Source organism: Pelagovum sp. HNIBRBA483 (assembly GCF_040931995.1).
GTDB lineage: Bacteria > Pseudomonadota > Alphaproteobacteria > Rhodobacterales > Rhodobacteraceae > JAEPMR01.
In genome coordinates this window covers 2596983-2616996 of sequence record NZ_CP162412.1, presented here as the reverse complement: position 1 = coordinate 2616996, position 20014 = coordinate 2596983, and the positions used below count along the sequence as shown (strand labels likewise).

Here is a 20014-nt window from a genome sequence, read left to right as displayed (position 1 = left end):
TATCGAAATAGCCTATTTTGCTTGGTAAATATCTGCCATGGATCGCATGCGGGCCATAGACAGTTTGCGGCGTTTTGCCTATCTCTGACGCCATGAATTGGGATCAGGAAATTGATGCGCTGGGCCTTCTATGCCCGCTGCCGGTGCTCAAGGCGCGTAAGCGCCTGAAGGAGATGCAGCCGGGGCAGGTCTTGCGCCTTTTGGCCGACGATCCCGCCGCGGTGGTGGATGTGCCGCACTTTTGCAATGAATCCGGTCACGAGCTTTTGGGCAGCAGCGATGAAGGTGCCGCCCGAGCCTACCTGATCCGCCGCGCGCCTTAGTTCAGGCCAAAGCCGCTGTAGGGAAGGAACCGCACCGGATCGCCTTTTTTCACAGTTACCGCGCCATCGGGCAGTTCCACCAGCCCCTCGGCCCAGCTCAACCCGCTGATCCGGCCTGACCCTTCCGAGCCAAAGACCTCCGCCGCGCCATCGGCATTGAGCCGCGCGCGCAGGAATTCCCGCCGCCCCGGTTTCTTGGCCTTCTCAAATGCCGCCGGAACGGTAAAGCCCTGCGGCGTGGCCCATCCACTTCCCGCAAGTTTTGAGAACGCAGGCCGCCCGAAGATCAGCGCACACACCAGCGCCGCCACCGGATTACCGGGCAATCCCAATACCGGAACACCGTTCCACAGTGCCAGCGCCAGTGGCCGCCCCGGTTTCAGCGCTATGCGCCAACTGCTCAGCGTGCCGCGCTCCCGCAACAGCCGCGAGACGTGATCTTCATCCCCCGCCGATGCGCCACCCGAGGTGAGGATCACATCGACCTTCGCCGCCGCCGCATCGAGCCGTTTGGCGATCTGCGCGGGGCGGTCCTTCACATGGCCCAAATCCACCGCCTCATACCCCCAGCCCGCCGCGAGAGAGAGCAGCATAGGCCGGTTCGCATCATATATCTGATGCGGTTCTGCGGGCAGATCAGGGCGCGAGATAATCTCGTCCCCAGTTGAGAGCACCCCCACACGCAGTTGGCGATAGACCTCCACTTCCCCGATACCGAGCGCAGACAGCAGCGCCAGATCGGGCGCGCGCAACTTGTGGCCACGGGGCAGGGCGGGCTGGCCCGCATCCATGTCCTCGCCTGCCTTGCGTGTATTCGCGCCCGCCTTCACTGGCCCGTCAAAGCTCACCCGCGCGCCATCGGTGGCGCAGTCCTCCTCCAGCACCACGGTATCCACCCCATCGGGCAGGATTGCGCCGGTCAGAATGCGCACCGCCATGGCGCTTGGCACCGCCCCATCAAAAGGCTGCCCTGCCGCCGCGCGGCCAGTGACCAGCGGCATTGTCTGCACCCCGCTGCCCCTCGCCGCATGGGCAAAGCCATAGCCGTCCACCGCAGAGTTTGGGCGCGGCGGGTTGGCGCGGCGGGCCACGGTATCCGCCGCCAACACCGCGCCAAGCGCCTCATGTGTCTTGCGCACCTTTGTGGTCACAATCGGCACCAATGCCGCGTCCAGCGCCGCGAGTGCAGTATCGACAGGCACCCAGTCCACGCCCTGCGGCATCGCAAAGCAATCGTTGCGCAGGCGCGGCGGTGTCAGCACCGCAGGCAACGCGCGGCGCAGCACATCCGCGTGCCCCGCGCCAAGATACCAGCCTTCGCTACGGAGCGTTTCGGCAGGTGCATCGGGCCGCAACAGCCCCTCAAGCCCGCCGCCCTCCGCCAGCGCATAGAACGCCTGCCCATGCAGCCGCACTTGTGCTTCATCCCGCACCGCACCCGCTTTGACCTCCGCCGCCACCTCCGCCGCAAGGAGGGAAAAATACGCCTCGGCAAAAGTCACATCGGCCCCATCCACCGGCTCAAAGGGCCACACAGCGACCCGTTTCCCCGCCGCTGCCAATTGCGCGCGCAAACGCTCCAGCGCCGCGATGCCGAGAATGCTCTGCGCGCCCACCGCCCCCGCGCCCGCCAGCTGCCACGGGCTCATCGGGCGCTGCCCTGCGGTTTGGTCAGCCAGCTCCGCCTTGCGGAAATCCGCTATGCCTTCCGGCAGCGCTGGCTTCCGGCGCGGCAGATTGGGGATGTCTTCCTTCGCCCCGTTACCCCAAAACGGCCCATCACCCCCAAACCGGCGGTTCATTTCGGCAGCGACTGCGCGGTAGTTATTGCGGTTGTCAGCGCCATCCTCGATCCGCGCGGCAAACCACCCCCACAGCGTCAGCGCGGTGTCGTCGCCCGTCACTGCCCGCGCCCCGCCCGCAGGCAGGCCAAAGCAAAAATCACAGGCCAGCAGCACCGTGCCAGCTTCCCCCGCGATCCGGCGTTCCAGCCAATCGAGCGCATCTGCGCGGGTCGGCAGGTTATGGGTGGCGGTGCCATGCGCGTCAGTATCCCCGATCCAGATCGAATCCGCCCCCCGCTTCGGCGCGCCCGCCGCAGACCAGTCCAGCGTCAACACCCGCGCCAGCGTCACAGCCCCACCTCCGCAAGGATGAAATCTGCAATCGCCTTGGTGTCGTTCAGGTCAAACACCGGCACCGAAAGCCCGTCATGGCGGCTGTCCGAGGCCACCGCGCGGATCGTCGGGTTCTCCGGCGCCAGCAAATCGCGCCCTGCCTCCGCGCGATGCGTTTCCACCTTCGGGTGCGGGCCGCGCTTATAGCCTTCGATGATCACCAGATCGACGGGCGACATCTTCGCCAGCAAATCCTCAATCGGCGGCTCATCCGCCCCGCGCAATTCATGCATCAGCGCCCAGCGGTTGGGCGATGCCACCAGCACTTCCCGCGCACCGGCCTCGCGGTGGCGGTAGCTGTCCCTCCCGGGCTGGTCGATCTCGGTCGCATGATGCGCGTGTTTCAATGTCGAAACGGAGAACCCCCGCGCCGTGATCTCGGTGACAAGCCGCTCCACTAGCCCCGTCTTGCCGGTGTTCTTCCATCCGGTGACGCCATAAATCCTCATGCCACGCGCTCCGCGATCCGCTCTGCCTCGGCAATATCGTCCGGCGTGTTGATGTTGAAGAACGGGTCATAGCCGTCCGCCTCAAACACCGCGCTGCCCGCGTGATGCGCCTCGGTCCAGATCACGATCTTGCGGAGGCCGCCCTTCAGCGCCTCCCGCAGATCATCCCGCAGCGTCACGGGCCAGAGGCCGAACGTCGGCTGGCGGAAAATCTTTCCCTCCGGCCCCGGTGAGGCGGCCAGCGCCAACCCTTCCGGCCCCGCCGCGCCTTGGAGCTTCTCCGCAAGGTCGGCAGGGAAGAACGGCGTATCCGCCGCAGCGGTGATGATCGCCTCCGCCCCCAGTTCTGCTGCCCAGTCCAGCCCCGCCAGCACACCCGCCAGCGGGCCAGGGTGGTCGGGCAGGCTATCGGGCAGCACCGGCACGCCAAACTCCGCCAGCCGGTCGGCCTCCCCATTGGCGTTGATCGCCAGCGGCCCGCACTGCGCACCCAGCCGCGCGATCACATGGTCGATAATGCGCTTGTTTCCGATCCGGCGCAGGCCCTTGTCCCCGCCGCCCATCCGCGTGGCTTTGCCCCCCGCAAGGATCACTCCCGGCAACCGCTCAGCCATGATCCGCGCTCTTGCGGCGGTGCTTGCGCCCCTCATCCGGCACTGACGTAGGATCGACATCGCGGATCAGCCGTTCTTCACCGGCAAGGCAGACAAACCGCTGCCCCCGCATCCGCCCGATCAGCGTCAGCCCCACATCGCGGGCGATCTCCACCCCCCACGCGGTAAAGCCCGAGCGCGACGCGAGCACCGGAATCCCCATCAGCGCGGTCTTAATCACCATCTCCGAGGTCAGCCGCCCCGTTGTGTAAAGGATCTTGTCTCCCGCAGGCTCCCCGTGGCGGAACATATAGCCCGCGATCTTGTCTACCGCGTTATGGCGGCCAACATCTTCCATATAGACGAGCGGCTTATTTCCCTGACACAGCACCGTGCCGTGGATCGCCCCCGCCTCCAGATAGAGTGACGGCGTGGTGTTGATCTCCTTCGCCAGATCGTAGAGCCAGCTTGTCCGTACCTCTGCCTGTGGCAGGGTCAGCCCCTCCAACCCCTCCATCATATCACCAAAGACAGTGCCCACCGCGCAGCCGGATGTGCGGGTCTTTTTCTTGACCTTTTCTTCGTAAGAGGTCTGCCGCTCGGTCCGCACCACGACGACCTCCAGATCGTCGTCATAATCAATGCCGGTGATCGTGTCGTCGGCCCGCAACATGCCCTGATTGCGCAGGAAGCCCACCGCCAGATATTCGGGGTAATCCCCGATGGTCATTGCGGTAACGATCTCCTGACTGTTGAGGTAGATCGTCAAAGGCCGCTCCTCCACGACCGAAATCTCGGTCGCCGCGCCGGTATGGTCAAAGCCCGTTACGCGCCGTGTCAGGCGTGTATTGGTCGGGTCGGGCAGGATCGGCAGGGTCGGTTTCATACTGGCGCTTTCCTTGTTTCGGTGCATCTTGTATTTCGGATCAAGCGGTTGCAAGGGGACAGCGTATGCTCGGCTATGTGATTTCCGAAGGACGCGGCGCGGCCGACCGGCTCTTGGCCGAAGTGGCCGACCACTTGCGGAGAGAAGGTATCGCGGTCGCGGGCGCGGTCCAGATCAATCATGATACGCCCGATAACCCGAAATGCGATATGGACCTCGCCATTCTTACTTCCGGCGATCAGGTACGCATCAGCCAGCGGCTCGGCCCGTTGTCGCGCGGGTGCAGGCTTGATCCCGCAGGGCTGGAACAGGCGGTTGGCCTGATCGAAACCGAACTGCGCCGCGCTGATGCCAGCCCCTCGATCCTCGTTATCAACAAATTCGGCAAACAGGAAATCGACGGTCGCGGTTTCCGCCCCGCCATCGGCATGGCGCTGGAAGCCGGTATTCCTGTGTTAACCTCCGTCAATCGTGCGAATGCTGATTTTTTTGAGGATTGGTCCGGCGGTTTGGCCGAACAGATCCCCGATACGGTAGGGGCTGCCATGTCGTGGAGCCGGTCACATATGCCGTTCCGTGACGCACGGACAAAGTGACCCCATGCGAGGCATCGAAATGGTCAAAATGTCTATTTTGGCCTTGGGGCATGGGTGCTACCTGCCTTTAAAAACCACGCAGGGACACCGGCATGAATGATCTTTGGGCAGGATTGGCAGAGGCACTGCGACTGGTGCTCCGGCTTGATCCCGATCTTGTCGAGATCACGTTGCGCTCGTTGCAAGTCACCCTGACGGCCACCGCCATCGCCGCGCTGATCGGCCTTCCCTTGGGCGCGTGGCTTTCGGTCAACCGCTTCCGTGCGCGGCGCATGGTGATCGCGCTCCTTAATGCGCTGATGGGCCTGCCGCCCGTGGTCGTTGGCCTGATCGTTTACATCCTCCTGTCGCGGGCAGGGCCGTTCGGCGTGTTGGGCCTCCTGTTCACCCCAACTGCGATGATCGTCGCGCAGGTGATCATCATCACGCCTATCGTCGCGTCCATCGCGCATCAGGCGATCCGTGATCTCTGGTCCGAATATCATGACCTGCTGATCTCGCTCCACACCACCCGCGCCCAGCGGATCAAGGCGCTCTTGTGGGATTCCCGCCGCGCTTTGCTGACGGCTGCGCTGGCGGGCTTTGGCCGCGCCATCGGCGAGGTCGGCGCGATCATGATCGTCGGTGGCAATATCGACCACGCCACCCGCGTCCTCACCACCGCCATCGCGCTCGAAACCGGCAAGGGCAACTTCGCCCTCGCGCTGGGCTTGGGCTTCGTGCTGATTGCCCTCGCCATCGCGGTCAACCTCGCGCTGCACATGCTCACCCGTACCGAACGGAGCAGCCAATGGTAGCGTCGATCCTTCCACTGAGCCTCGACGGTGTCGTGCTGCGCAAACGTGGCAAGCATATCCTCGGCCCCGTTTCGCTTGAGCTTGGTGCCACCGGCTGCACCATCCTCCTTGGCCCTAACGGCAGCGGCAAAACCTCGCTCCTGCGGGTGATGCACGGGCTGGAACGGGTGCGAGAGGGGCGCGTAGGCTGGGCCGTTCCGCTTGAGCAAGCCCGCAGGAAGCAGGCATTCGTATTCCAAACCCCGATCGTCATGCGCCGGTCGATTGTCGATTGTATCGCCTATCCCCTGCTGCTCGACGGCCAGTCACGCGCCGCCGCCCGCGCGCAAGCGGCTGATATGGCCGACCGCATCGGCCTGCATGGTGATCTGACGCGCCCTGCCTTTGTCCTTTCGGGCGGCGAAAAGCAGAAAATGGCGCTGGCACGCGCGCTTGTCCGTGCGCCGGAGCTACTGTTCCTTGATGAACCCAGCGCCAATCTCGATGGCCGTTCCACCCGCGAGATCGAAGCAATCCTGCAAGCGCTCAAAGCCGACGGCACCCGCATCGTCATGTCCACGCATAACGTTGGGCAGGCGCGGCGGCTGGCAGATGACGTCTTGTTCCTCAACGAAGGCACGATCGTCGAAGCTGCTGACGCGACAACATTTTTCAACAATCCCACCACGCCTGAAGCACAAGCCCATATCAATGGAGATCTCATCCCATGACCCCTCGCACCCTCCTTCTGTCGCTGGCGGCATGCGCCCTTACAGCCACAATTGCGCAGGCCGAAACCATGAAAATGGCGGTGACAACCTCCTTCGCCAATTCCGGCCTTGCCGATGTTCTCCTGCCCGAAATCGCCGCCGATACCGGCATTGAGGTGCAGCTCTTGATCGTCGGCACCGGCCAAGCGCTCAAGCTCGGTGAACAAGGCGACGTTGATGCCGTTCTCGTCCACTCCCGCGCTGCCGAGGAAGCCTTCGTCGACGGTGGCTATGGCACCCACCGCCGCGAGATCATGTATAATGATTTCGTCATCATCGGCCCGAATGACGATCCCGCAGCCAGCGGCGCAGCCGATGCCGCCACCGGAGCGCTCGCCGCAATTGCTAGTGCCGAGGCAGATTTCGTCAGCCGCGGTGACGATTCCGGCACCCACAAGATGGAGCTGCGTCTATGGAAGTCCGCAGGCGTCGATCTGGAAGGCGACTGGTATAAGGCCGTGGGGCAGGGCATGGGCGCCGCGCTCAACACTGCCGCAGGCATGAATGCCTATATCCTGTCGGACCGCGCAAGCTGGCTGAACTTCGGCAACAAAGGCGATCTCTCCATTGTCTTCGAAGGCGATCCGGTGCTGTTCAACCAATACGCCTACCTGCCGGTGAACCCCGAGCTGCACCCCCATGTGCGCAACGACCTTGCCCAAACGTTGGAAGGCTGGCTCACCAGCGACCGCGCCGCAGAGCTGATCAATGGCTACGAAATCGCGGGCCAACAGCTTTTCGTCTTTAACGCACAGCCTGAATAATCAGGCGCTTACTCGATCTCTCCATGGATCGCGAATTGATCGAGGCCGGCTTCGCTGGCCTCGATAAACCTGAACTGCTCCTTGACGCCCGCGTTGGTCAGTTCCCGCAGCACCGTCAGCACTGTATTGGGCGCATGATCGGCACATAGCTCCGCCATATGCGCCAACTCCTCCCGTGCCACAGGCCGCGCCGCCTCCAGATCGGGCGCGCCATAGACATCGACGAAATGCTGCGCCAGCGTATCGGTCAGTTGCTCCAACTCGGCCTCTTCGATCCGCGTCACCGCAACAAACGTCACCCGCCCAAAGGTTTCGATCCCGAGCCAGCCGTTGGCAAAGGCCTGCCGCGCCTTACCGACAAGGTCCGCCTCCCCCCAGTTGGAAAACTCGAACCCCCCCGAGATTGCCCATTCGCCGGTGCGGGCAGGGTTGTGAAAGACGTTGCGGTCGCTCTCGTCGAAATGGATCGCGCGGGCCAGATACATGTCATTCCTCCTCGATCATTGATGACAACGGGATCAGTTCCGTATCACCACTCTCGGTTTTCAGGATCATACCAAAATTCTCGTCCACGCCCAGAAACGTGCCAACATGCCGTTCTGAGCGGGTACTGACGGTTACGCTCTTTCCCATCTTCCACGCCAGCCCCTCCCATTCGCGGTTCAGCGCGGCGCGTCCCGTCGCGCTGTCCAGCTCGTTGATCCACAAAAGCGTATGGCGCGCCCATGATTCCAGCAGCAGCACGGTGTCAATGTCGCGGCACCCCTCCAGATGCAGCGCGGTGTGGTCCGGCCGCTCACCCGGCTCGAAGTCGGACGGCAGCCGCAGCGTCAGGTCAACACCCACCACCAGCCAATCCGGTATCGCCTTCGGGTCGCGAGCCGAGGCAAAGCAGCGCAACCGCCCGCAATAGCCGGCATTCACCCGCAGCCCGCCGGACCACTCAAGCTGCACTGCCGTTTCCGCCGGCGCATGGGCGCCCAAGGCGTTCTGCATACCGACGCCGCTGGCGATATAGGCCGCCATCGCCGCCTCCAATGGTTCGTCAGGGGCCAATACCAAGGCGGCCCGCATGCGGTCCTCCCCAGCCGACCACGCGACCAGCCCCGCATCCACGCCGCGCCGCGCCTGATCACAGGCGATCTTGAAAGGGTTCGCCGGTCCCGCTGCCATGCCTTTCAGCAATGGCGGGAATGACGGCACCAATGCGGTCATGCGTTCCCTCCGGCTATCAGTGTCTTTGCCAATGTCCTGAATGCTGCCGCCTGCGGCGACGCGCTTTTAGAGACGACAATCGGCGCCCCGCCATCGGCGCTGGTGCGAATGTCCAGATGCAGCGGAATTTCCGCCAGCAGCGGCACGCCCAGCTTCGCCGCTTCCTGCGCGACGCCACCATGCCCGAAGATATGCTCCTCATGGCCGCAATTGCTGCAAATATGGGTCGACATGTTTTCGATCATGCCAATGATCGGCGTGTTCATCTTCTTGAACATGTCGATCCCCTTGCGGGCATCCAGCAGCGCCACATCCTGCGGGGTGGAAACGACAATCGCCCCATCCACCTGCGCCTTTTGCGCCAGCGTCATCTGCACATCGCCAGTGCCGGGCGGCAGATCGACGATCAGCACATCGAGCGCCCCCCACTGCACCTGAAACAGCATCTGTTGCAGCGCCCCCATCAGCATTGGCCCGCGCCAGACGACAGCCTCATCCTCCTGCGTCATCAGGCCGAGCGACATCATCGTCACGCCGTGATTGCGCAGCGGCAGGATCGTCTTGCCATCGGGCGAAGCAGGCCGCCCCGTCACGCCCAGCATCCTTGGCTGCGACGGACCGTAAACATCAGCGTCCAGCAGCCCAACCTTGCGCCCCTCCGCCGCCAAAGCGGTGGCAAGGTTGGCAGAAACGGTCGATTTTCCCACACCGCCCTTGCCCGAGGCCACGGCGATGATCCTCTGCACCCCCGGGATCTTTTCCGGCCCGCTTGGCTGTGCAGCGGCCTTCGGCTTCAGGTCCGGCGGGGCTTTCGGTGTGGCATGGGCGGTCATCACCACCGTCGCGGTCGTTACCCCGCTGAGCGCCTTCACCTTGGCTTCGGCCTCCGCGCGCGCCGCTTCCATGACTTGCGCCCGCGCTGGATCAATCTCCAGCACAAAGCGCACATTCCCGCCATCGACGGTCAGCGCTTTGACCATCCCTGCGGAGACGATATCCGTCTCGCCTGCCGGATTGCCGACGGTTTTCAGCGCCTCCAGAACGGCTTCCCGTGTCACTGTCATTCAGATGGCCCCTTGATCGTGCTTTCAACCACATGCCGCATATCGAGGCCTTCGATGGTCAGTTCCATCCGCGCGGTGAATTCCTTGCCCTCTGCCTCTGGCCCTGCGGCGCGTACGGCTTCTTCGATGGCCTGTTGCGAAGTCACGCCCACTTGCTTGAGGAATTTGCGCAGCGACATGTTGAAATCATCGTCCATGATGGCCTCCGTTGATGAAAATCGGTTTTGGGTTGATCGGTGCAGCGGGCATCTCGTAGCCTTCTCGCCGGAAGGAACGCCCATGCACCGCATTGCATTTTGTCTCGCCACAGCCCTGCTGGCCGCCCCGCTGGCCGCGCAAGAGGACAGCCGCAGCTTTACCTTGAGCGTGGCGGATGAGCTGGCCGATAGCGGCCTGATCGCCTATATCCTGCCGCGTTTTTCGCTGAAAACGAGCCGTCGCGCGGAGCTTGTGAGCGGCGCGGCTGATCTGGCGATAAGCGTTGATACGGGCGCTGGTACGCCGCTGATGGCACAGGGCGAAACGGTCTTTGCCGTCACACGCAGCGGCGACAACCCCGCCGCGCTCATGTTCGGGGAATGGCTGTTTTCCGATGTCGGCGCCAACACAATCACCGCCTTCGTGCCAGCCTCCGGCCCCGCGTTCGAGATCGTCGAACCGGAGATCGAAGAAGTGCTCTACACCTTCGAAGGGGATGTTTCCGCAGGGGCGGAACTGGCCGCACTGCATTGTGGTCGTTGCCATCGCACCGACCCCGAGGCGCGTAATATCGGTATCGGCTCCACGCCATCTTTCATGGCGCTGCGGGCTTTGCCGGATTGGCAGGAACGCTTCGTTGTGTTCTTCGCGCTCAATCCCCATCCGGCCTTTCTTTTGGTCGATGGCATCAGCCCGCCCTTCGATGCCGAGCGCCCGTCGCCGATCGTCCCCGTCGAACTGACATTCGAGGAGGTCGAGGCCATCCAAGCCTATGCCGCAAGCGTCATGCCTGCTGATCTCGGCGCGCCGGTGCAGCATCAGTGATCCTTGCGCTTGCTGAAATAGTCGTCAGTGGTGCGCACCCGTGGCCGCTCGCCCATCGCCATCGGGCCTGAGGTGCTGTGATACTGCGCCTTGATCCGGCAATTGTCACACATCTGGATCAGCTTGCCCGCGTCTGAGTCGGCAAACATGCTGTGCTTGCCCGCCAATTTCTCGACGATCTTTTCCACCGTCGATTTCACGCCAAAGGCCGCGCTGCATTCGATGCAGCAGAACGGCTCCTCCTCGTTCAGCACCCGCTGGCCGAGCGCCGCATCGCTGAGGTCCATCTGAGGTGCCAAGGTGATCGCCTTTTCAGGGCAGGCGCTGGCACAAACGCCGCATTGCAGGCAGGCATCCTCTTGGAAGCGCAGCTGCGGCATGTCCTCGTTATCCATCAGCGCACCGCTCGGGCAGAGCGACACGCAGGACAGGCACAGCGTGCAGGCGTCCGTATCCACCAGCACCGCCCCATAGGGTGCGCCATCCGGCAGCGGAATTGGCGCCTCTTGCACCCCGTTCAATGCCTTCGCTGCGGTGCGGGTGATCTGGCGGCGGCTGCCCATAGTCAATACCGGCTCGACGCGCAGCGGCGCGGGCTTGTTCCCAAACAGCCCGTCGCAGAGCGCATCAGGTGTATCAACATCCAGCAGCTCCGCCCGCTCGCCTGCACCCAACGCAGCGGCAAGCGCGATCTGCTCTTCCAGTGGGGTGCGCTCGCTGCGAGGCGACAGCAATATGCGGACCTCAACAAAGCCCGCGACCAGCGCGGCGAGGATTTCCGTATGCCCTACGGTCGAGAGGGCAGGCACCTCCAGCGGGATCACATCGGCGGGCAGGCCGCGCGCAAAGCGGGCGGCGAGGCGGATCATTTCCGCGCCATTTGTCTCGTCATGGATCAACAGGCGCGGCGCCGTGCCACCTGCGGCGATGTAGGTATCTGCCAGTACCCGCATCCGCGCGATCAGGTTATCCACCGGCGGCGCATCATAGGTGATCGCGCCAGAGGGGCAGAGCGCTGCACAAGCGCCACATCCGGCGCAAATATAAGGGTCGATCTCTACATGCTCGCCCGCTGGCATGATCGCCGAGGTCGGGCAGACATCAAGGCACCGCGTACAGCCCGTTTGCCCCGCGCGGCTATGGGCGCAAAGTAATTCGTCAAAGGCCAGATGCACCGGCTTTTCGAACGTGCCGACGTATTGACCCGCATTGAAAATCGCCTCCGCCACCGCACCTCGGTTTCCCGGATCGGCGCGCAGGTAGCCATCGCGCTTGTGCGGCGCGGGGAACAACGCCGTGCCGCCCGACAGGTCAAGGATCAGGTCGCATTCCGTCTCGCCACCATCGCGCGGCGCGGTAAAGCTCAATTCACCCCGCCCACCCGGTGCGATCATCTGCAACGCATCAAGACTCAGATGGAACCGCCCCAGCGCCCCTTTGGCGCCGGTCAGCGCTCCACGGATCACCTCATATTCGCGCGACACCGTCGGCGCGGCATCATCCGTTTGCAGCACCGTCACGGCCAATACGCCGCACAGTTGCTCGGCGGCGGCAAAGGCCACATCCCCTTTGCCGACGATCAAACACGCCCCTGCAGAGGTGACATCGAGCGTTTTGACTGCGGGCGCGGGCAGCAGCGCTTCGGCTGCCAAGGCGGCCATTTTGGGCTGCAGGTTGGCTGTATCGTCGGTCCATCCGGCACGGTCGCGCAGGTCAACGAACGCCGGAATGTCCACGCCCAGCTCTTCGGCCAATTCGGTGAAGCGGGCCTGTTCCTGCCCACAGGCAACGACAGCGTCACCCTCCGCGATCAACTTCGCCGCGCTTTCGATCTCGCGGGTGCACAAGCCGCTGTGAACACGGCTGCATGACAGCCCCGTCGCAGCACCCAAGCCTTGCGCGTCAATCTTTTGCGAACCTTCACAATCACATAAAATCAATCGCTTAGTCATGATTTTCCCATGTCCTCCCGCGTCGGTTCCTCCCCCGACAGGGCCAAGCTAGGCATGAAACTCCCGCCCCCGTAAAGCCGGAAAGCGGTGCCGAATCCGTGATTCGCATCGAAAAATCATGAAATTAAACCGACTAAAAAAATCAGGAAAACGGCGCGGGACACATTGGCCAGCACCTCCATGCGCGAAGGGGTTCAAATTGGACAAAATGTCCGAACGCATCGAATTGGTCAGAAGAAAAAACCGATTCGCGCAAAAACTTGTTGAGCGGGGCGGCAACTGCTTCGCAAACTAGCCACAGGAGCGTCGGGCTTTCCGACGAAGGGAGGACTAAACCTGATGGCGTTAAGCCACGCATCGATTCCGGTCGGTATCGTCGTTCGCAGGTCACCTGGTGTGACCCGCTGGGCGAAACATGCGTGGAAAGTCGTTGCCGTCCTCCCCGGAGCCCCCGATGCACAGTGGAAAGAACTCCGCCGCGAAGGGGAGGTAGTCGAGTTTCACGCAGCCACCCTGCCGCTTGAATTGTGGTCCACCGATACCGAGGCTTATCTCACCGGCCTTTCCGCCAAAGTGCCGAGCGTCACCGTCGTTCTACGGGAGGATATCTCCCCCGATGCCGTGATGCCGTGGAAAGCCTTCCAAGTCACTGCCTCACCCTATGAGGCGCAGGATCACGCCGATAGTGGCGAAGGGCTGATCGAACAGGTGCCAATGCCCGCAGGCCTCATCGCATGGGTGCAGCAGTTCTGCGACGCCCATCATGTCCACGAGCCGTTCATCAAGCGGAAGCGTGACCGCAAGCGCGTTGATCTGGTCGAGGATGGCATCGGCGATCCGCGCATCCGTCAAACCGCCGATGTCTATCGTGCGCCAAAATCGCGTTCGGGAGGTGTCCATTGACCCGTACCGCTGATTTCTGGTCCCGCCGTAAAGCCGCGGTCGAGGCCGAAGCCGCCGCCGAAGATGCGCGTGCCGCTGCGGCCCGTGAGGCCGCCGAGAGAGCCGAGACCGAGGCAAAGTCAGACGCGGAGATCCTGCGCGAGCTGGACCTTCCCGATCCGGATACCCTCGGCGCCGGTGATGATTTCCGCGCTTTCATGGCCAAAGCTGTCCCCGAGCGCCTGCGCCAGAAGGCCCTGCGCCGCCTTTGGCTCAGCAACCCGACGCTCGCCAATGTCGACGGCCTTGTTGATTACGGCCAAGATTTTACCGATGCCGCGATGGTGATCCCCGATATGCGTACCGTCTATAAGGTCGGGCAGGGCATGATCGAGCGCTTCACCAGTGACGACACCGCTGAGGGTGCGGTTCTGGCCGATGCCCCTGCCGCTGAACTGGCCGCTGAACCGGCCGCCGAAGAAGCACAGCCCGCCGCCGAGGATGACACCCTGCAACCCGTCACTCCAACTCTGGCGGATGCAGAGCCCGCGTTGCAGGCCGACGCCGATCAGATTGATGACATGGCCGAACCGGCCACGCCGCCGCGCCGCCACATGCGCTTCGCGTTCAGCGGATAATGAGGAGATACCGCACTTGACCCAAGCCGCCATGCAGACCCCGAGGATCACCGAAGAAGATCAGCTGCGCGCCGATCTCTACGGCTACCTCTCGGCGCTTCTGGCCGCGCCTCCGTCCAAGCAGCTTCTGGCGCAGACGGCTGCGTTGTCCGGAGACGACACTGATCTGGGCAAGGCCGTCGTCGTGCTGTCCGGTTTGGCCGGAAAAACATCCGTCCCCGCGGCCGAGCGCGAATTCAACGCCCTTTTCATCGGCTTGGGGCGCGGCGAGCTGTTGCCCTATGCCAGCTACTACATGACGGGCTTTCTGAATGAAAAGCCGCTGGCTGCCTTGCGTCAGGACATGCTCCGCCTTGGCATCACCCGCGCGCCCAATGTGTTCGAGCCGGAAGATAACGTCGCCAGCCTGATGGAGATGATGTCCGGCCTTATCACCGGCCGTTTTGGGGCGGTGCAGTCACTCTCGCGCCAGCGTGAATTCTTTAACCGTCACATCGCGCCTTGGGCGCAACACTTTTTCAGCGACCTCGAAGGGGCCAAGACTTCGGTGCTTTATGCGCCGGTCGGCACCGTCGGGCGCGCATTCATGAAGATCGAAGCAGATGCATTTCGTCTCGTTGGAGGGGACGAATGAATTGGCCGGTGTACCGGCAACCAAATCGGCGCCTTGTCGCGCCACAAAAGGGAGGGACCTGACCCGATGACCAAACCAGTAGAAAAAGCGGATAAAAGCCGCCGCAATTTTCTCAAAGCCGCGAGCGTTGCGCCTGTCGCAGCCGCCGCCGCTGCCGCCGGAACCGAAGCTGCCGCCGTTGAGGCGGAGTTCACGGATACCACGCGGATTCAGGACACGGCCCATATTCGGGCGTTTTACGAAACGGCCCGCTTTTGAGGCCCCAACTGGCGGCCTCGCGCCGGTTCATCAAGGGATGAGAATATGCTAAAAAGAAAGACAAGCGGAGTATCGCGGACAGGGCAGCGCCCATCGCTGCTGCGGTCCGTGGGAGAGAAATCGGTCGATCGTCGCGCCTTCCTGCGCGGTTCCGGTCTGGCCATCGGTGGTCTGGCTGGCGTCGGTGCGCTCGGCGGCACAGTAACGGCCGCTGCGGCACAAACGGCTGTCGATAGCGCGGTTCAAACGGTAAAGTCCGTCTGCACCCACTGCTCGGTCGGCTGTACGGTTATCGCTGAAGTGAAAAACGGCGTCTGGGTCGGGCAAGAGCCAGGTTGGGACAGCCCCTTCAACCTCGGTGCTCACTGCGCCAAGGGTGCCGCGGTGCGCGAACACGCCCACGGCGAACGCCGCCTCAAGTACCCGATGAAGAAAGAAAACGGCGAGTGGAAGCGCATCAGCTGGGAACAGGCGATCAACGAGATCGGCGACGGCATGATGAAGATCCGTGGCGAAAGCGGCCCGGACAGCGTCTACTGGCTCGGCTCGGCCAAGCATAACAACGAACAAGCCTACCTGTTCCGTAAGTTCGCGGCCTATTGGGGCACGAATAACGTCGATCACCAAGCGCGGATCTGTCACTCCACGACCGTGGCAGGGGTTGCCAATACATGGGGCTACGGCGCCATGACCAACTCCTACAATGACATCCACAACAGCCGTGCGATCTTCGTTATCGGTGGCAATCCTGCTGAGGCACACCCCGTTTCCCTTCTGCACCTGCTGAAGGCGAAAGAGGAAAACAACGCGCCGCTGATCGTCTGCGACCCGCGCTTCACCCGCACCGCAGCCCATGCCGATGAATATGTCCGCTTCCGTCCGGGTACGGACGTGGCGCTCATCTGGGGCATCCTGTGGCACATCTTCGAGAACGGCTGGGAGGATAAAGAGTTCATCCGCACCCGCGTCTGGGGGATGGACCAGATCGAGGAAGAGGTGAAGAAGTGGACGCCCGAGGAAACCGAGCGCGTCACCGGCGTGCCGGGTTCGCAGCTCGAGCGCGTCGCCCGTACTATGGCGAACAACCGCCCCGGCACCGTGATCTGGTGTATGGGTGGCACGCAGCACACCAACGGTAACAACAACACCCGCGCTTACTGTATCCTGCAACTTGCGCTGGGCAACATGGGCACCTCTGGCGGCGGCACCAACATCTTCCGCGGCCACGACAACGTGCAAGGCGCCACCGACCTCGGCGTTCTGTCCCACACCCTGCCGGGCTACTACGGTCTGGCACCGGGCGCGTGGGCGCACTGGGCCCGCGTCTGGGGCGAGGATCTGGATTGGCTCAAGGGTCAGTTCGGCTCCGAAGAGCTGATGGGCTCGAACGGCATCCCCGTTTCCCGCTGGATCGACGGTGTTCTTGAGGACAAGGACAACATGGATCAGCCGGACAATGTCCGCGCCATGGTGCTCTGGGGCCATGCGCCCAACTCGCAGACCCGCATGACCGAAATGAAAACGGCGATGGAACAGCTCGACATGCTTGTCGTGATCGACCCATACCCGACCGTTTCGGCCGTGCTGCATGACCGGACAGATGGCTGCTACCTGCTGCCAGCCACCACGCAGTTCGAAACCTACGGCTCGGTCACCGCATCGAACCGCTCGATCCAGTGGCGCGAGAAAGTCGTCGATCCGCTATTCGAGTCCAAGACCGACCACGAAATCATCGGTCTTTTCGCGCAGAAGTTCGGCTTCCATGACCGCTTGTTCCGCAACATCGCGATCGAGGATGACGGCGTCACGCCCAACATCGAAGACACCCTGCGCGAGATCAACAGCGGGATGTGGACGATCGGCTATACCGCGCAGTCGCCTGAACGGCTCAAGCTGCACATGGCCAACCAGCACACGTTCGACCGGACGACGCTGCAGGCCATCGGTGGCCCTGCCGACGGGGATTACTACGGTCTGCCGTGGCCCGCATGGGGCACGCCCGAAATGGGCCACCCTGGCACGCCGAACCTCTACGATATGTCCAAGCCCGTGGCCGAAGGCGGCCTGTGCTTCCGCGCCCGTTACGGCGTGGAGCGCGATGGCGACAACCTTCTTGCGGAAGGTGTTTCCAACCCGGGTGCGGAAATTCAGGACGGCTATCCCGAATTCACCATGCAAATGCTGATGGATCTGGGATGGGACAGCGACCTGACCGCAGAGGAACGCGCCGCAATCGACGCGGTGGCAGGCCCGAACACCAACTGGAAGACCGACCTCTCCGGCGGTATCCAGCGGGTGGCGATCCTGCACGGCTGTGCGCCCTTCGGTAATGCCAAGGCCCGCGCCGTTGTGTGGACCTTCCCCGATCCGGTGCCGCTCCATCGCGAGCCGCTTTACACCAACCGTCGCGACCTCGTGGCCGACTATCCGACCTACGAGGACCGCAAGTTCTATCGTCTGCCGACGATGTACGCCTCGATCCAGAATCAGGATTTCAGCCAAGAATATCCAATGATCCTGACTTCAGGCCGACTGGTGGAATATGAGGGCGGCGGAGACGAAACCCGTTCGAACCCGTGGCTTGCCGAATTGCAGCAAGACATGTTCGTCGAGATCAACCCCCGCGACGCCAATAACTTGGGCGTTCGTGACGGGCATCAGGTCTGGCTCGAAGGGCCAGAAGGCGGCAAGGTCAAGGTCATGGCAATGGTCACTGAGCGGGTAGGCGAGGGCGTTGCCTTCATGCCCTTCCACTTCGGCGGTCATTATCAGGGCGCGGACCTGCGGGACAAATACCCCGAAGGCGCCGATCCCTATGTCTTGGGTGAATCGAGCAACACGGCCCAAACCTACGGCTATGACTCGGTCACACAGATGCAGGAAACCAAAGCAACGCTCTGCAAGATCTGGGCAGCGTAAGGAGGAGATAGGAAATGGCACGAGTAAAATTTCTCTGTGACGCCGAACGCTGCATCGAATGCAACGCCTGCGTGACCGCTTGTAAGAACGAGCACGAAGTTCCTTGGGGCATCAATCGCCGCCGCGTGGTGACGATCAATGACGGCACCCCGGGCGAGCGCTCGATCTCGGTGGCGTGTATGCACTGCTCCGATGCGCCCTGCATGGCGGTCTGCCCAACCGACTGCTTCTACCAGACAGCCGATGGCATCGTCCTGCACTCCAAGGATCTCTGCATCGGCTGTGGTTACTGCTTCTACGCATGCCCCTTCGGCGCGCCGCAGTATCCGCAGGCAGGCAATTTCGGCAGCCGTGGCAAGATGGACAAATGCACCTTCTGCGCCGGTGGGCCGGAGGAGGATCACTCCACCGCCGAGTTCGCCAAATACGGCCGTAACCGTATTGCTGAAGGCAAGCTGCCGATCTGCGCCGAGATGTGCTCCACCAAGGCACTTCTCGCTGGTGACGGCGATGTCGTCTCCGCGATCTACCGCGAGCGCGTCGTCGCCCGTGGCTTCGGCACCGGCGCTTGGGGCTGGGGTACAGCCTACGAGCAAAAGGCCAACTAAAATCAAACCGTCAGGGCCGCGCACAACGTGGCCCTGACGCTCTCTTCGTATTCTCCCCCCGCCGCAGGGTTCTCTGACAGTGCGGGGACGTTTTTCGGTGACACCATCTGATAACGGGACACGGCGATGACCCTCTCCAGACTGATTGCTATTCTCTCGGTGCTGATCTGGCTGCCTCTCGCGGCCGCGATTGCCCAAGACGCAGAGACACCCCCCACCGACCCCCGCGCAGCCACAGGCGGCGCGCAAACTCTAGAAGATATTCTTGCCCGTCAGCGCGGCGAAACGATTGATATGTCGTTCCGCGACACGCTGACCGGCCCCGACGCGGACGAAGCCGCTTTCGTCCAGCAGCTCGGCACCCTCGGCATTACCTCCGATCCCGCCCTCTGGCGCGCGCTGCGCTATAACGATGCCACGCTTTCTGTGTCGTCGCGCAGCCCTGCGGCGGATGTGGTGATGCAGGATTCAGGAATGACATGGCTCGCGTGGCGAGCAGGACCGCTGCGCACCTATGGCGGCTATCTCATGTTGGGCATGATCGCGTTTCTGGCGGTATTCCTCGCCCTGCGCGGCCGGATCCGCACCGATCATCCGCTCAGCGGCCGCAAGGTGCTGCGCTTCAGCGCCATCGAACGCTTCGGTCACTGGCTCCTCGCTGGATCGTTTATTCTCCTCGGCGTGACAGGGCTGGTGCAGCTCTTCGGTCGAGTGGCTATCATCCCGCTCATCGGCCACGAAGCCTTCGCCCCCATCGCGATTGCCGGCAAATGGGTGCATAACAACGTCGCTTGGGCCTTCATGCTCGGCCTGATCATGGTCACGGTCTTTTGGATCAGCCACAACATCCCCAACCGGCTCGATCTGAAATGGATCGCCGTCGGGGGTGGCCTTTTCTCCAAGGGCGTGCATCCTCCGGCAAAGAAGTTCAACGCAGGTCAAAAGATCATCTTCTGGGCCGTGGTGGTGCTCGGTGTGTCTATCTCGGCCTCCGGCTTGTCGCTCCTGTTTCCGTTCGAACTCCCGATGTTCGCCGCCACATTCGAAAAGCTCAATGCCCTTGGCATACCCGGATGGTTCGGCATGGACCCCCTCAAGACCGAGCTGATGCCACATGAGGAAATGCAGCTCGCCCAGCTCTGGCACGCCATCGTTGCCTTTGTGTTCATGGCGATTATCCTCGCGCATATCTACATCGGCTCCATCGGCATGGAAGGCGCTTTTGATGCGATGGGTAAAGGCGAGGTCGATGAGACATGGGCCGCAGAGCATCACAGCCTCTGGCTCGAAGAGCTGAAAGCCAAGGAGTCCAAGGACTCCGCCGCCTCGACGCCAGCGGAATAGGAGACGACGCAGATGAAAAGCATGTGGATTGCCTTTGTCGCCATCTTCGTCGTGGCCTACGGTGCTGACCGCGCCCTTGACTACACGGGTTTCTCGGCTCAGGAAAAAACAAGCGGTCCATCGGTCCGCCTTGACTGAGCGGA

Annotated in this window: 23 protein-coding genes; 14 read left to right on the top strand and 9 right to left on the bottom strand. The window is 62.7% G+C overall.

Annotation, left to right across the window (positions count from 1 at the left end; genetic code table 11):
• Positions 1-92: 92 nt before the first annotated feature.
• The gene (locus AB1E42_RS12835) at positions 93-323 is read left to right on the top strand and encodes a sulfurtransferase TusA family protein (RefSeq protein WP_368344627.1); all 231 of its coding nucleotides are present in this window, start codon (positions 93-95) and stop codon (positions 321-323) included.
• On the opposite strand, the gene AB1E42_RS12830 is transcribed toward AB1E42_RS12835, so the two are convergent.
• Genes AB1E42_RS12830 through AB1E42_RS12815 form a run of 4 tightly spaced genes read right to left on the bottom strand, consistent with a single transcriptional unit; the run spans position 320 to position 4428 of the window.
• Positions 320-2458: a molybdopterin-binding protein gene (locus AB1E42_RS12830; RefSeq protein ID WP_368344626.1), complete on the bottom strand. Its 2139-nt coding sequence runs from the start codon at positions 2456-2458 to the stop codon at positions 320-322. The genes AB1E42_RS12835 and AB1E42_RS12830 overlap by 4 nt on opposite strands.
• Entirely contained in the window at positions 2455-2949 is a 495-nt protein-coding gene (mobB, locus tag AB1E42_RS12825) for a molybdopterin-guanine dinucleotide biosynthesis protein B (protein ID WP_368344625.1), read from the bottom strand. The genes AB1E42_RS12830 and mobB overlap by 4 nt, the downstream gene beginning before the upstream one ends.
• Positions 2946-3563: a molybdenum cofactor guanylyltransferase MobA gene (gene mobA / locus AB1E42_RS12820; protein WP_368344624.1), complete on the bottom strand. Its 618-nt coding sequence runs from the start codon at positions 3561-3563 to the stop codon at positions 2946-2948. Before mobA ends, mobB begins: the two co-directional genes overlap by 4 nt.
• Complete coding sequence (locus AB1E42_RS12815) at positions 3556-4428, bottom strand: formate dehydrogenase accessory sulfurtransferase FdhD (RefSeq protein ID WP_368344623.1); 873 nt, start codon at positions 4426-4428, stop codon at positions 3556-3558. Before AB1E42_RS12815 ends, mobA begins: the two co-directional genes overlap by 8 nt.
• A gap of 65 nt (positions 4429-4493) precedes the next feature.
• Here AB1E42_RS12815 and AB1E42_RS12810 point away from each other — a divergent pair, with 65 nt between their 5' ends.
• From AB1E42_RS12810 to AB1E42_RS12795, 4 genes are all read left to right on the top strand, one after another.
• Positions 4494-5024: a DUF2478 domain-containing protein gene (locus AB1E42_RS12810; RefSeq protein WP_368344622.1), complete on the top strand. Its 531-nt coding sequence runs from the start codon at positions 4494-4496 to the stop codon at positions 5022-5024.
• A gap of 92 nt (positions 5025-5116) precedes the next feature.
• Positions 5117-5821 carry an ABC transporter permease gene (locus AB1E42_RS12805; RefSeq protein WP_368344621.1) on the top strand — a complete coding sequence of 235 codons (705 nt, stop codon included), beginning with the start codon at positions 5117-5119 and terminating at the stop codon, positions 5819-5821.
• On the top strand, positions 5815-6531 hold the full coding sequence (locus AB1E42_RS12800) for an ATP-binding cassette domain-containing protein (protein WP_368344620.1): 717 nt from the start codon (positions 5815-5817) through the stop codon (positions 6529-6531). The genes AB1E42_RS12805 and AB1E42_RS12800 overlap by 7 nt, the downstream gene beginning before the upstream one ends.
• On the top strand, positions 6528-7334 hold the full coding sequence (locus AB1E42_RS12795; RefSeq protein ID WP_368344619.1) for a substrate-binding domain-containing protein: 807 nt from the start codon (positions 6528-6530) through the stop codon (positions 7332-7334). Before AB1E42_RS12800 ends, AB1E42_RS12795 begins: the two co-directional genes overlap by 4 nt.
• Before the next feature lie 8 nt (positions 7335-7342).
• On the opposite strand, the gene AB1E42_RS12790 is transcribed toward AB1E42_RS12795, so the two are convergent.
• The 4 genes from AB1E42_RS12790 to AB1E42_RS12775 are packed head-to-tail and all read right to left on the bottom strand — an operon-like array spanning position 7343 to position 9810.
• Positions 7343-7819, bottom strand: coding sequence for a DUF6505 family protein (locus tag AB1E42_RS12790; protein ID WP_368344618.1), 477 nt, complete (start codon positions 7817-7819; stop codon positions 7343-7345).
• Position 7820: 1 nt separating this feature from the next.
• Positions 7821-8549, bottom strand: coding sequence for a DUF4444 domain-containing protein (locus AB1E42_RS12785; RefSeq protein ID WP_368344617.1), 729 nt, complete (start codon positions 8547-8549; stop codon positions 7821-7823).
• A complete protein-coding gene (locus tag AB1E42_RS12780) occupies positions 8546-9613 on the bottom strand; it encodes an Mrp/NBP35 family ATP-binding protein (protein WP_368344616.1) in 1068 nt (355 codons plus the stop codon). The genes AB1E42_RS12785 and AB1E42_RS12780 overlap by 4 nt, the downstream gene beginning before the upstream one ends.
• Positions 9610-9810, bottom strand: coding sequence for a DUF6494 family protein (locus AB1E42_RS12775; protein ID WP_368344615.1), 201 nt, complete (start codon positions 9808-9810; stop codon positions 9610-9612). Before AB1E42_RS12775 ends, AB1E42_RS12780 begins: the two co-directional genes overlap by 4 nt.
• An 82-nt stretch (positions 9811-9892) precedes the next feature.
• Between AB1E42_RS12775 and AB1E42_RS12770 the strand changes: the two genes are divergently transcribed.
• A complete protein-coding gene (locus AB1E42_RS12770; RefSeq protein ID WP_368344614.1) occupies positions 9893-10636 on the top strand; it encodes a hypothetical protein in 744 nt (247 codons plus the stop codon).
• On the opposite strand, the gene AB1E42_RS12765 is transcribed toward AB1E42_RS12770, so the two are convergent.
• Positions 10630-12588 carry a 4Fe-4S binding protein gene (locus tag AB1E42_RS12765; protein WP_368344613.1) on the bottom strand — a complete coding sequence of 653 codons (1959 nt, stop codon included), beginning with the start codon at positions 12586-12588 and terminating at the stop codon, positions 10630-10632. The two genes, AB1E42_RS12770 and AB1E42_RS12765, sit on opposite strands and share 7 nt — an antisense overlap.
• Positions 12589-12927: 339 nt before the next feature.
• Between AB1E42_RS12765 and AB1E42_RS12760 the strand changes: the two genes are divergently transcribed.
• From AB1E42_RS12760 to AB1E42_RS12725, 8 genes are all read left to right on the top strand, one after another.
• Positions 12928-13491 carry a DUF3305 domain-containing protein gene (locus AB1E42_RS12760; RefSeq protein ID WP_368344612.1) on the top strand — a complete coding sequence of 188 codons (564 nt, stop codon included), beginning with the start codon at positions 12928-12930 and terminating at the stop codon, positions 13489-13491.
• Entirely contained in the window at positions 13488-14108 is a 621-nt protein-coding gene (locus tag AB1E42_RS12755) for a DUF3306 domain-containing protein (protein WP_368344611.1), read from the top strand. The genes AB1E42_RS12760 and AB1E42_RS12755 overlap by 4 nt, the downstream gene beginning before the upstream one ends.
• 31 nt (positions 14109-14139) lie before the next feature.
• Positions 14140-14742 carry a molecular chaperone gene (locus tag AB1E42_RS12750; RefSeq protein ID WP_368346434.1) on the top strand — a complete coding sequence of 201 codons (603 nt, stop codon included), beginning with the start codon at positions 14140-14142 and terminating at the stop codon, positions 14740-14742.
• A 66-nt stretch (positions 14743-14808) separates the two neighbouring features.
• Positions 14809-15000, top strand: coding sequence for a twin-arginine translocation signal domain-containing protein (locus AB1E42_RS12745; protein ID WP_368344610.1), 192 nt, complete (start codon positions 14809-14811; stop codon positions 14998-15000).
• A gap of 45 nt (positions 15001-15045) precedes the next feature.
• Entirely contained in the window at positions 15046-17919 is a 2874-nt protein-coding gene (locus AB1E42_RS12740; RefSeq protein WP_368344609.1) for a formate dehydrogenase subunit alpha, read from the top strand.
• Positions 17920-17933: 14 nt separating this feature from the next.
• The gene (gene fdh3B / locus AB1E42_RS12735) at positions 17934-18527 is read left to right on the top strand and encodes a formate dehydrogenase FDH3 subunit beta (protein ID WP_368344608.1); all 594 of its coding nucleotides are present in this window, start codon (positions 17934-17936) and stop codon (positions 18525-18527) included.
• Positions 18528-18653: 126 nt separating this feature from the next.
• Positions 18654-19871 (top strand): formate dehydrogenase subunit gamma, encoded by a 1218-nt coding sequence (locus AB1E42_RS12730; protein WP_368344607.1) that lies wholly within the window; start codon positions 18654-18656, stop codon positions 19869-19871.
• 12 nt (positions 19872-19883) lie between these two features.
• Entirely contained in the window at positions 19884-20009 is a 126-nt protein-coding gene (locus AB1E42_RS12725; RefSeq protein WP_368344606.1) for a hypothetical protein, read from the top strand.
• Positions 20010-20014: the final 5 nt, after the last annotated feature.

What these genes read in the sequence shown, in the direction of transcription:
- mobA (WP_368344624.1), bottom strand. Translation starts at nt 3,563, where the DNA reads ATGGCTGAGCGGTTGCCGGGAGTGATCCTTGCGGGGGGCAAAGCCACG.
- AB1E42_RS12780 (WP_368344616.1), bottom strand. Translation starts at nt 9,613, where the DNA reads ATGACAGTGACACGGGAAGCCGTTCTGGAGGCGCTGAAAACCGTCGGC.
- AB1E42_RS12835 (WP_368344627.1), top strand. Translation starts at nt 93, where the DNA reads ATGAATTGGGATCAGGAAATTGATGCGCTGGGCCTTCTATGCCCGCTG.
- AB1E42_RS12730 (WP_368344607.1), top strand. Translation starts at nt 18,654, where the DNA reads ATGACCCTCTCCAGACTGATTGCTATTCTCTCGGTGCTGATCTGGCTG.
- AB1E42_RS12770 (WP_368344614.1), top strand. Translation starts at nt 9,893, where the DNA reads ATGCACCGCATTGCATTTTGTCTCGCCACAGCCCTGCTGGCCGCCCCG.
- fdh3B (WP_368344608.1), top strand. Translation starts at nt 17,934, where the DNA reads ATGGCACGAGTAAAATTTCTCTGTGACGCCGAACGCTGCATCGAATGC.
- mobB (WP_368344625.1), bottom strand. Translation starts at nt 2,949, where the DNA reads ATGAGGATTTATGGCGTCACCGGATGGAAGAACACCGGCAAGACGGGG.
- AB1E42_RS12785 (WP_368344617.1), bottom strand. Translation starts at nt 8,549, where the DNA reads ATGACCGCATTGGTGCCGTCATTCCCGCCATTGCTGAAAGGCATGGCA.
- AB1E42_RS12750 (WP_368346434.1), top strand. Translation starts at nt 14,140, where the DNA reads ATGCAGACCCCGAGGATCACCGAAGAAGATCAGCTGCGCGCCGATCTC.
- AB1E42_RS12760 (WP_368344612.1), top strand. Translation starts at nt 12,928, where the DNA reads ATGGCGTTAAGCCACGCATCGATTCCGGTCGGTATCGTCGTTCGCAGG.
- AB1E42_RS12795 (WP_368344619.1), top strand. Translation starts at nt 6,528, where the DNA reads ATGACCCCTCGCACCCTCCTTCTGTCGCTGGCGGCATGCGCCCTTACA.
- AB1E42_RS12800 (WP_368344620.1), top strand. Translation starts at nt 5,815, where the DNA reads ATGGTAGCGTCGATCCTTCCACTGAGCCTCGACGGTGTCGTGCTGCGC.
- AB1E42_RS12805 (WP_368344621.1), top strand. Translation starts at nt 5,117, where the DNA reads ATGAATGATCTTTGGGCAGGATTGGCAGAGGCACTGCGACTGGTGCTC.
- AB1E42_RS12745 (WP_368344610.1), top strand. Translation starts at nt 14,809, where the DNA reads ATGACCAAACCAGTAGAAAAAGCGGATAAAAGCCGCCGCAATTTTCTC.
- AB1E42_RS12815 (WP_368344623.1), bottom strand. Translation starts at nt 4,428, where the DNA reads ATGAAACCGACCCTGCCGATCCTGCCCGACCCGACCAATACACGCCTG.
- AB1E42_RS12740 (WP_368344609.1), top strand. Translation starts at nt 15,046, where the DNA reads ATGCTAAAAAGAAAGACAAGCGGAGTATCGCGGACAGGGCAGCGCCCA.
- AB1E42_RS12725 (WP_368344606.1), top strand. Translation starts at nt 19,884, where the DNA reads ATGAAAAGCATGTGGATTGCCTTTGTCGCCATCTTCGTCGTGGCCTAC.
- AB1E42_RS12775 (WP_368344615.1), bottom strand. Translation starts at nt 9,810, where the DNA reads ATGGACGATGATTTCAACATGTCGCTGCGCAAATTCCTCAAGCAAGTG.
- AB1E42_RS12765 (WP_368344613.1), bottom strand. Translation starts at nt 12,588, where the DNA reads ATGACTAAGCGATTGATTTTATGTGATTGTGAAGGTTCGCAAAAGATT.
- AB1E42_RS12790 (WP_368344618.1), bottom strand. Translation starts at nt 7,819, where the DNA reads ATGTATCTGGCCCGCGCGATCCATTTCGACGAGAGCGACCGCAACGTC.
- AB1E42_RS12810 (WP_368344622.1), top strand. Translation starts at nt 4,494, where the DNA reads ATGCTCGGCTATGTGATTTCCGAAGGACGCGGCGCGGCCGACCGGCTC.